The 10,054-nt window shown below is 46.1% G+C and carries 10 protein-coding genes and 2 pseudogenes; 5 read left to right on the forward strand and 7 right to left on the reverse strand.

Features of this window, described 5'->3' with window-relative positions; genetic code table 11:
* Positions 1-258: 258 nt before the first annotated feature.
* From BM202_RS35975 to BM202_RS35995, 5 genes are all read right to left on the reverse strand, one after another.
* Positions 259-747 (reverse strand): SRPBCC family protein, encoded by a 489-nt coding sequence (locus BM202_RS35975; RefSeq protein ID WP_093835361.1) that lies wholly within the window; start codon positions 745-747, stop codon positions 259-261.
* A complete protein-coding gene (locus BM202_RS35980) occupies positions 744-1,064 on the reverse strand; it encodes an ArsR/SmtB family transcription factor (RefSeq protein ID WP_093835363.1) in 321 nt (106 codons plus the stop codon). The genes BM202_RS35975 and BM202_RS35980 overlap by 4 nt, the downstream gene beginning before the upstream one ends.
* A 321-nt stretch (positions 1,065-1,385) precedes the next feature.
* Positions 1,386-1,787, reverse strand: coding sequence for a response regulator (locus BM202_RS35985; protein ID WP_093835365.1), 402 nt, complete (start codon positions 1,785-1,787; stop codon positions 1,386-1,388).
* Positions 1,788-2,044: 257 nt separating this feature from the next.
* Complete coding sequence (locus tag BM202_RS35990; RefSeq protein WP_093835367.1) at positions 2,045-2,626, reverse strand: chemotaxis protein CheB; 582 nt, start codon at positions 2,624-2,626, stop codon at positions 2,045-2,047.
* A 231-nt stretch (positions 2,627-2,857) separates the two neighbouring features.
* Positions 2,858-4,531: a sensor histidine kinase gene (locus BM202_RS35995; RefSeq protein WP_093835369.1), complete on the reverse strand. Its 1,674-nt coding sequence runs from the start codon at positions 4,529-4,531 to the stop codon at positions 2,858-2,860.
* A gap of 376 nt (positions 4,532-4,907) precedes the next feature.
* Between BM202_RS35995 and BM202_RS36000 the strand changes: the two genes are divergently transcribed.
* The 4 genes from BM202_RS36000 (at position 4,908) to BM202_RS36015 (ending at position 7,965) form a co-directional block, all read left to right on the forward strand.
* Complete coding sequence (locus BM202_RS36000) at positions 4,908-5,477, forward strand: Crp/Fnr family transcriptional regulator (RefSeq protein WP_093835371.1); 570 nt, start codon at positions 4,908-4,910, stop codon at positions 5,475-5,477.
* A 78-nt stretch (positions 5,478-5,555) separates the two neighbouring features.
* Positions 5,556-6,419, forward strand: coding sequence for an SDR family oxidoreductase (locus BM202_RS36005; RefSeq protein ID WP_093835373.1), 864 nt, complete (start codon positions 5,556-5,558; stop codon positions 6,417-6,419).
* Between the two features lie 156 nt (positions 6,420-6,575).
* A complete protein-coding gene (locus tag BM202_RS36010) occupies positions 6,576-7,388 on the forward strand; it encodes an oxidoreductase (RefSeq protein WP_093835381.1) in 813 nt (270 codons plus the stop codon).
* 7 nt (positions 7,389-7,395) lie between these two features.
* Complete coding sequence (locus tag BM202_RS36015) at positions 7,396-7,965, forward strand: Crp/Fnr family transcriptional regulator (RefSeq protein WP_093835375.1); 570 nt, start codon at positions 7,396-7,398, stop codon at positions 7,963-7,965.
* 209 nt (positions 7,966-8,174) lie between these two features.
* On the opposite strand, the pseudogene BM202_RS36020 reads toward BM202_RS36015, so the two are convergent.
* Positions 8,175-8,357: pseudogene (locus tag BM202_RS36020) on the reverse strand (IS110 family transposase); the annotation flags it as partial.
* A gap of 258 nt (positions 8,358-8,615) precedes the next feature.
* Here BM202_RS36020 and BM202_RS36025 point away from each other — a divergent pair.
* Positions 8,616-9,638, forward strand: coding sequence for an IS110 family RNA-guided transposase (locus BM202_RS36025; protein WP_093835377.1), 1,023 nt, complete (start codon positions 8,616-8,618; stop codon positions 9,636-9,638).
* Positions 9,639-9,817: 179 nt separating this feature from the next.
* On the opposite strand, the pseudogene BM202_RS36035 reads toward BM202_RS36025, so the two are convergent.
* A pseudogene (locus BM202_RS36035) lies at positions 9,818-10,054 on the reverse strand (IS110 family transposase); the annotation flags it as partial.

Consider the following 10,054-nt stretch of genomic DNA (forward strand, 5'->3'; position numbering starts at 1 on the left):
AGACCAAAACGAGCTAGAACCCATTTTCGTCTATAAAGCCAGCGTAAATATCCGTTCAGACCTGAGCCTTATTTTATGAACAACAAGAAACGCCCAGTTATCTGAGACAATATATGAAGCCTTCTTCGTCTCAAGAGGGAGCCTATTTATAAGACAGTGATTTTTGACTACCTGTCCAGTGAGACCGTATGCGATGGCGGACTGTGCCGTCGCATACGGTCCCTCTTCTCCAAGCCCATGATAACGGCAACTATGCCTTTACTTTTGTTGCGATAAAGTTGCCAATAACTCGTCCAGGTTTTTCAGTGTCATCGCCGTTCCTTCCTTGAAGCCCATTTCAAGCATCTTCTCTAACCGGACAAGCGATTCATTATAAATACTGATTCGTACGGTTGTTTTTCCGTTTTGCTCGCTGAACGTTAAATCCCACTCAGAACCGGGCAATTCTGGGTTTTCATCTTTGTCGGCAAAAGCATTCCACAAGTTGAAATTGGTCTTCGGACTAATGGAGGTGTATTTTTGAATTGACCAATGCTCTTCTCCTTCAGGGCTTACCATCGCATAAAACCGTCGACCGCCCACTTCAAAATCCATAAATTTTGTTTTTGACGTCCAAGGTTTGGGTGCCCACCATTGATCAAGAATTTCCGGCTTCGTGTAAGCATCCCATACCAACGAAAGGTTGGCATCAAACTCTCGGGAGAAGGTTACTGTTTTTGTTGTTTTGTCAACGGTGAAATCGTTCATTTTTGTTGTTTTTTGAGGGTTGATAATACGTCGTCAAGTTGATTAAAACGCGTTTCCCAAATTTTCCTGAATTGGTTTACCCACTGATCAACTTCTTTTATTTTTTCAACTTCCAGGGAGTAGTAGATCTCCCGGCCTTGCTGTTGCGGTTTCACCAGCTCGCATTCTGTGAGTATGCGAAGGTGTTTGGAAACGGCTTGTCGGGTCGTGTTGAAGTTCTCAGCAATGGCGTTGGGTGTCATTGCCTGCAGGGCAATCAGGGTGATGATTGCCCGCCTTGTGGGGTCGGCTATTGCCTGAAAAATATCTCGTCTCATCTTATTTAACTTTTACTTTGCGAAGCCGAATGGTTGCAAATATACGTGCAACCATTCGGCTTCGCAAATTTTTCAGATTATGAGAAAATCAGTTGGAATTGTCGGCTTAGAGGGGCATCATAAAATGGCTACTGACTCGCCAATTGCCTCACAAAACGCCCGTTTCTCGAAGCAGACATATATCATCCCTGTCGTATCAAGTAGGAGGATTTTATGAGACACTGATTCTTCATTTCTGTCCTACTTTACCCCTTGCCTACGACTAGCGCATTTTCTGGCCTCGACTCAAGGTTAAACCGACTAACGAATCCTCTTTATAATTTATTCCAGTAAGCCAAATCGAATCCGTTGGGCAATGGCACTTAAGCCTACCGAGGTAGTGGGTTTGGTAATAAACTCAGCGGCGCCTAACTGGCGAGCTTGGTCTTGATCGGTGGCCGCATCGGAGGTGGTCAGGATAACAACCGGTATGGATTGATAGGGGGGTGACTGCTTGAGATGCGCCAGTACCTCAAAACCAGTCATCCCCGGCATGTTCAGATCCAGCAGGATGACATCAGGCAACAAGGGGGCTGAACCAAGGAGTTCGAATGCCTGCTGGCCACCAGCGGCCGAGTGCACTTGGGTAGAGGCCGAATCGGTCTTGAAGGCCTGTTCCATGAAAAACCGATCGTCCTCATCATCGTCAATAATGAGCACCGTGATTGTTTGCTGAAGTGTCATGTAGGCGGGCGTAAGCGCCCACTAATTGAAAGGACGAACCTACTTAATTATACGCATAAAACCCAGTTTAGCGTCTAAAGCTAATCTTTACTTAATCGCTTTCCATACCTCTAGTGGCTGTTGCAAAAGTCGATGGCCTACTGGTTGAATCAATGAAGGTTCTGAAGAGCGTACTCTTTGCTTCTGAAGGCAGTCGAAAATAGTCCTTGCCAAGGGGCAGCCAATTCGCTGGTGCACGCTTGTAATAGCCACGGCCGTTAGGGTAACTCCGCTACGAAAGTGAGTAAAGCTTGAGCTAATCGTTCCGGCGATAAAATTTGCATTGGATGGTCCTTCAAAATTGCGGATCGGGGCATACTGGTAAATTCAGCTGTCTGCGGGTCTTGCACCATGACCATGCCCTGTTCATGATGAATGGCAATCGCGCCTAAGGTACCGTCTGAGCCAGCTCCCGAAAGAACAATACCGATCGCATACGCTTGTTGCGCTTTGGCTAAGGAGGTAAAGAAAATATCGACCGCCCAATTACTACGATCCTGGACTTGTCTATCCTGTAACTGTAAATACCCCTTCTCAATGGTCATCATCTTATTGATGGGTAACATATAGATGTGGTCAGGTTTTACTTCCTGGCCCTGCCTGGCCCACCAAACAGGCATAGTTGTGTGCTGGGCTAAGAGCTTGTCGGCTATACTGACATAGTCCCGATTTAGGTGAGGGACAACAATAAAGGCGATCCCAGAGTCAAGTGGTATGTGGGCAAAGAACTCGTGTAGCGGTTCCATCCCTCCAGCTGATACGCCAATAGCTGCCATGTAGAACCTATCTCCACGAAGCATACGTGAATGGAGTTTATACTCTTTTATAGGTAAGTACGACAAAATATAAGCCAAAAACAAACGCTGTCTTACCGCGGTACGTCAGCCTGTGAGCTCAATACGTGGACGTTTTTTTAAGCATTCTATAGACGCTGTGTTTCGATATAGGCCCCAGTTGTAGACTGGAAAATCCCTTACGTCCCATGGGGGAGCAATCCTTGAAGATGGGCTATTAAGTACCAACGTCTTGAGCTAGGCGGGTAGGTAAATGGTAAAGGTGGCCCCCTGACCGGGTTGGCTAGTGGCCGTAATAGCTCCCCCGTGATTAGCGACCACCTTCTCACAGATGGCCAGACCAATCCCCGTGCCCGCATACTCACTTTTACCATGTAGCCGCTGGAAGACCTGAAAAATGCGGTCTAAATACTTCTCATCAAAGCCAATGCCATTATCCTGGACATCGATTTGATGATAAGCAATGGCCCTCCGCTGGTACTTAAGGCCCTCGGGTAAGTGCTCAGCAGCCAGCCAGCTGGCCTTTACGGAAATGTGGGCACTTATCCCGGGACGACGAAACTTGAGGGCGTTAGACAACAGGTTCTGAAAGAGTTGATTCAACTGAGACGCATCGCCCATCACCGTTGGTAAAGGCTCAAGGCTGACCTGAGCCCCCGTTTCGGCAATGGTTAATTCCAAGGTGGATAAGACCTGCCTGATCACCTTGTCCAGCGACACCAACCCATTGGCTTCCCGCCGGGTGGAGATGCGCGAAAAGTCCAGTAAATCTTTAATTAGAGTAGACATCCGACTGGCCGCTACCTGCATCCGCTGGATGTAGTCCAATTCGTCACCAACCGAGTCGGTGTACCGTGTCCTCAACAGATCGCCAAACTGTTGAATCTTGCGCAGGGGCTCCTGCAAGTCATGAGAGGCCACGTAAGCGAATTGCTGCAAGTTCTCATTCGAGCGAATCAGCAAGCTGTTGGCTTCCTCCAGTTCCTCGTTTAGAACCGCATATTCTTCATTGTGGGCCTCCAGTTCTTCATTGGTGGCGCTTAATTCTTCGTTGGTAGCGGCTAACTCCTCGGTTCGTTGCTGCACCAGCTCCTCAACTTTTCTCCGCTCAGTTACCTGATGCGTGTTTTCCAGCACCCAGACGGCTATTTTTTTGACCTGGCCAGCCGAATCACTTAGGGGCATGTAGACAAAGGTGACATAAATCAGCTCTTCTTTACCATGCCGGATCAGCACCAATGGGGTCTCATTGATCGAAAACGGGACTCCTTCCCGGGCGACGCGGTCTAAAGCATCAGCAAAGTAGGGGGCGGCTTCAGCGAAGGGCACCCAATAAGGCTGACCCATCAACTGTTCATAGGACTTGCCGGCTACTTCCATGAACGCGTCATTGACCGTTTCAATCACTAAATCAGCGGCATTCAGAATACTGATCCCAATGGGTGCCCCCAATACCAGGTTCTTAAGGAGTTGTTCGCTCTCGATCAACGCTTGCTGAGCCACCACATGCTGCGTAATTTCTTGAGCAATGCCCGAGAAACGGTGCACATCACCGGCGGGACTAAAGTGGGCCTGCCCCCAAAATCGTACCCAACGCAAAGCACCCTGATCGGCTCCCTGTGTTCGGTAAGTCTCATCGAAGTGGCCACCGGATTGGGCTGTCATAGCCCATTGGATCGCGGCTAGTACCCGGGTCAGATCATCCGGATGAATGTACTGAATGGCTTCTTCGAACGGGATAGGGTTATCGTTTTCCAGCCCGACCAACGCCTGGCAGCGCTTGTCCCATAGGACTTGATTCGTCTTTGGATCTATTTCCCAGACTCCAAGTCCAGCCGATCGGAGGGCAAAATCAATATCGAGTCGTTCAGTTAACGACTTCCTGTTTAGTGAATTGGAATCACCTGTCATGAAAAGAAGAATGCAGGGTTAACCTACGAACTAACGGGATTGTCTAGCTTACAGTTTGAGGGATAGCTAAAATAGGTAAACTTTTGAAGATGGAAAGGGAACAATTCGACTCAATCATGTGCAGTTCGGTCATTTGGCACAGCTATAATAAATAGCCGTCGCATTTTGGTAGCGTATTGAGAGATTATTACATACACCTATGATATGGGGCATTCTCTGACCGTATCAGCTCTTTCAAAACAATGTTGCTTAGCTTTTCTGTCCAGTAAAAGATAGCAAGTCCACACTGTCAATACTATTAAAGAGTGAATCCTGGAAAACTCATTTTTTACCAAATGATAAATGAACCGTCCGCCACGCCCCTTATCTTTAACCAATGGAGGAATTGTTTAATTACATTCTGCAGTTTGGCAATTTGAACAAACAACAAATTGACCTCATTGCCAGCAAAGCAACGGAATTAGAACTTCGTAAAGACGACTATTTTTCTGAGGCGGGGAAAGTACCCAGATATACCGGGTTTGTTTTACAGGGCGTCTTCCGCTTTTGTTACTACAACAATAGGGGCGAAGAAATAACAAACAACTTTGTGGAAGAGAACAGCTTTGTTGTAGACTACCCAAAATTTGAATCAAATGTAGCGTCCTCAGACTATATACAGGCCGTTACAGACTGTAAATTGCTGGTTTTTAGTAGAAAGAATTGGGAAGGGCTTTTTAACACCATCGTAGACTGGGATAAGATTGTCGCTAAAATTTATCAAAAGTGTCTGCTGGAAGCAATAGATCGGAGAAGCCCATTGGTTTCAGAAGATGCTACCACTCGTTACTTGTCCTTTATTGAAAAATTCCCATCCCTTGCCAATCGCGTTCCACTGGCTTATATCGCTTCATATCTGGGAATCACCCAACAGTCGTTAAGCAGGATAAGAAGAAATATCCGGTAAAAGCGCTTTTTACCAATTGGTAAATGGTTTCCTATTTTAACTACGAACCTTTGTTTCATCAAGTTAACCAGTTGAAACATGAACAAAAAAGTAGTATTAATTACGGGAACAAACAGTGGATTTGGGTGGCTAACAGCCCATAGTGTAGCAGCTTTGGGACACAAAGTTTATGCTACCATGAGAGATACCACCGGTAAAAATGCCGATAAAGCAAAAGCCCTGGCAGGGGTAGAAAATATAACTGTTCTGGATGTTATCCTGACAGACGATGAAAGCGTTAAGCTGGCGGTTGAAAACATTATTGCAGAAGAAGGCACAATCGATGTGTTGGTCAACAATGCCGGTTTTTCGATGAATGGGGTGGCCGAGAGTTTTACTACCGCTGATGTGCAGGCTATATTTGACGTGAACGTCTTTGCTCCCTGGAGGTTCATCAAGCAGGTATTACCTGCCATGCGTAAACAGGCAGAAGGCTTAATCATTAACGTGACCAGCGGATTTGGACGGGTATCCTTCCCGTTTGCGACGGTGTATGGCGGATCTAAGTTCGGTTTGGAAGGAATAAGTGAAGGCCTGCATTACGAAGTTAAACGGTTAGGCATAGATGTAGCCATCGTAGAACCGGGTGCTTTTCCGACTGAAATGGGTCAAAAAGCCCAACCAGCCTCAGAACAATCAGTTTTTGAAGGTTATGGCGCAATCGCTGATATTCCAAACAAAATGATCAATGCGATTGGGGGGCTGATGCAAACAAAAACCCCTAATCCGCAGGCTGTTGCTGATGCAATTGTCAAACTTATTGGTCTGGAAAAAAGCAAAAGACCGTTGCGGACGGTTGTTGACCCAATAACTGGAGTATACATTGAAGCGGCAAATCAGGCCGTCGCCGAAGAGTTCAGAAAAGGGTTAACGCTGTTTGGCATGGGTGAACTGCTAGCTTGATCAAATGGTGGCCAATTAATAAAACCAGCGTTTAATGATATTGGTAAGACATTAAGTATTTGTATCACTTATCCTTCACTTTTTGCCAAATGACAAATACTGTCGTTGAGTTTAAAGGGACCTTTGCTGTGTTGTTTAACCTTAAAAATGAACGAAATGGCAAAGACAGTTTTAGTAACAGGGGCTTCATCAAGCATCGGTAAGGCAACCGCTATTTACTTAGCTCAAAAGGGGTATACCGTTTATGGCGCAGCACGCCGAGAGGATAGATTACAGGATTTAGCGAGTTACGGAGTTCAAGCCATTCCCATGGATGTTATCAATGACGAAAGTATAGTAAACGGGGTGACTGAAATTATCCGCCAAACAGGGAACATTGATATTCTGATTAATTCGGCGGGCCTTGGATCCTACGGGGCATTGGAAGATGTACCAATGGCAGAGGCCAGAAATCAGATGGAGATTAATGTGTTCGCCGTATCAAGATTAATTCAGCTAGTATTACCGGGTATGCGTAAAAATGGCTATGGTAAAATCGTCAACATTTCCTCCGTCGGAGGCAAGGTCGGTTTGCCAATGGGCAGCTGGTACCATGCCAGTAAATTTGCCGTAGAGGGCTTGAGCGATGCCCTGCGTAATGAGGTGAGGCAATTTGGCATCGATGTCATCGTGATTGAACCAGGCGGCACAAAATCGGAAATGATCGAAATCGGTGGTCAAGATCTGATGCGTGTTTCAGGAAATACCGTTTACAGTAAACTGGCAGCCACACTGGGTAAAATGTATGAAACAATGGAAAAGAATTCAGTTGAGCCGGTGGAGATCGCTAAACTCATCCAAAAGGGCATTGAACAAAAAAAACCAAAAACACGCTACATGGGTGGGGCAATGGTAAAGCCCATGTTATTTTTAAAATGGCTGTTATCCGACAAGTTGTTTGATAACATGTTGATGTCGCAAATGAAATAGATGGACCATGGAGCAAATGATCAATTATCTTTTACAGTTCGGCAATCTAAACCCAACGCAGATTGAGCTGATCAAAAGCAAAGCTACTGTCAAGACTACAAAAAAAGAGGTTTTTTATCACGAAGCAGGTCAGATTCAACGTGAAGTAATTTTTCTCACTGAAGGAATCATGCGCATCTGTTACTATAACAATAGTGGCGTTGAAATAACTAAATATTTTATAGACGAGAACCATTTTATGGCGGATGTTTACAGCTTAAACACGGGTATTCCATCCACCGAGTACGCGCAGGCTGTTACGGACTGTGCGTATGTTGTTCTGTCAAAGCGTGCCATGGAGGAGTTGTCAATGACGATAATTGGCTGGGATGCAATTATTGCCAAAGTAACAGCCAAAGGCATGGCCGACAAGGTTAATCGGATCAGCGTAATGCTGTCTGAAGATGCAACAGAGCGATATCTTAAGTTGCTGTCCGATTTCCCGAATTTGGCGAATAGAGTTCCTTTATCGTACCTAGCCTCTTATCTTGGCATTACCCAGTCGTCTCTGAGCCGGATACGCAGGAATATCCAATAGCTGCTTACTGGCGTCAATTAATTGAGCTTTATCTGAGAATTCGAAATATTCCTAGCTTACCAACTAGTTCCTGAAAAGATTAACTTATTTGTTATAGTAAAGCCATGGAGGGGCGATTTGCCGCACCTACTTTAGACAAATTGAATGCTTTAAAAATGGTACTTTTCTTAGTCAAGTTGCATATGGAATGTTATGAACTGTGTTAAAAGTCAAGGGATGGAACGTAAAATTGGCTGATAATTGGGATTAAAATCCTCGTCGAACTTCACCACCGCGAAAGCCTGGCGAAGTAGTTTATTCACCACAGCTATCAACGCCAATTTAGATGATTTTCCAGCCGCTTTCAATCGCTGATAAAACTCTCGACACTGCTTATTGTACTGAATCGCCGACCGCTCCGGCCTTTAGGTTTGAGGGCTGGTAAGAAACCAAGATTTGGGTAGCTTGCCAGATAGACAACCGAGCGGGCTTCCCTAACGTCTCCGGCTAGGTTTGCGCCCTATGGGCCGATTCAGGACCCGCTCGGTCTTTCTTACTTAACCGCTTCGGCGGTCCGACTCGAATAGAAATTAGGGATAGCAGTCCCATTAGCAAGGTAGCGAGTGATGAGTAAGCAGTCTGATTGTCTAACCCTAAAATTAAGTACTCTAATGGACATTCGCCACTGCATTGGGATTGATGTTTCGAAGAACACCGCACCGGCGGACCGGCTGGATTGGGCTGTTTATGCTGCTAAAGGTATCGTCTGGCAGACCCAATCTGAAAACTCACCAACGGCTATCCGAGCGGTGATCAAACAACTCCAGGCACTCCCTGATTTTGATCGCTCAAACTGCGTGGTGTGCATGGAGCATACGGGTCTTTACAATGCACACGCCTTGGAGGTGTTTTTTCAGGCTCAGTTACCGATCTGGCTAGAAGCTTCCCTACATATTAAACAAGCTGGTGGCCTGCAACGAGGTAAGTCAGATAGTATTGATGCTCAGCGTATTGCTGAGTATGCTTATCGCTTTCAAGACCGGACTCGGCTCTGGAAGCCAGCTCGACCAGTCATGAAAAAGCTGGCTGAATTTACTCGACTTCGTCAGCGTCTGCAAGCTATAGTCAGCCAGTTGAAAGTGCCCCTGAATGAGCAAAAACGATTTGGCGACAAAGCTCTGACAACCCAACTAGGTCAGCATTGCAGCAGCTCACTGAAGGCGTTACTGAGTGATCTAAAAGGGGTTGAAAAGGCGATCAAACAGCTTATTACTGACGATCCTACTTTGAAAGCACTCTTTGAGTTAGTGACGTCTATCCCCGGTGTTGGTCAAGTCGTGGCCACTGAATTAATCCTGGCCAGTGATGAGTTCAAAGCCATTAATAATCCCAAAAAACTAGCTTGCCATGCTGGTGTAGCTCCTTTTGAACACTCTTCGGGCAGTAGTGTGCGGGGCAAAACCCGCGTGAATCACCATGCCCGAAAATCACTTAAAACATTACTTCATATGGCGGCTATGTCGGCTCTTCAGGTATCCGGTGAATTACAGGAGTATTATCAGCGAAAGGTAGCTCAAGGTAAAAATAAGATGCTGGTCATCAATGCGTTAAGAAATAAACTCATCCATCGGGTCTATGCGGTGGTCAAGCGGGGTAAAAAATATAACAAAAATTATACGCTCACCCTTGTTTGAACCATAGAAATCGGCCCGGCAGTCGCTTCAACGACGACGTGGGCCTCTGCCGGCAAAACATTCCTCAGCCGGCGGATACCATCCGGCGAGTTGGCAAAGCTAGTTACCTTCCAGGTGTCTGAGTTGGTAGGAATTGCTACCGCCAGAGTATCCTTTGAGACCGCACGGATTTCCATGGTTTATGCAAGCGCGGGCGTATAATTTTTGTCATATGTTTGGCCCCGGTGAACTACGGAGCAAACGCGGTGAATGAGTTTGTTGCGAACTGCATTCAGAACGAGCATCTTGTTTTTGCCTTCAGTGACCTTGCGTTGGTAGTAAACCTGTAACTCGCCTTTCATTCGGATCGCTGACATAGCCCCTAAGTGAAAGAGTGATTTTAGCCGTAAACGTGCATGTTGACTCACGCGCGTTTT

This window comes from Spirosoma endophyticum, assembly GCF_900112365.1.
GTDB classification, from domain to species: Bacteria; Bacteroidota; Bacteroidia; order Cytophagales; family Spirosomataceae; genus Spirosoma; species Spirosoma endophyticum.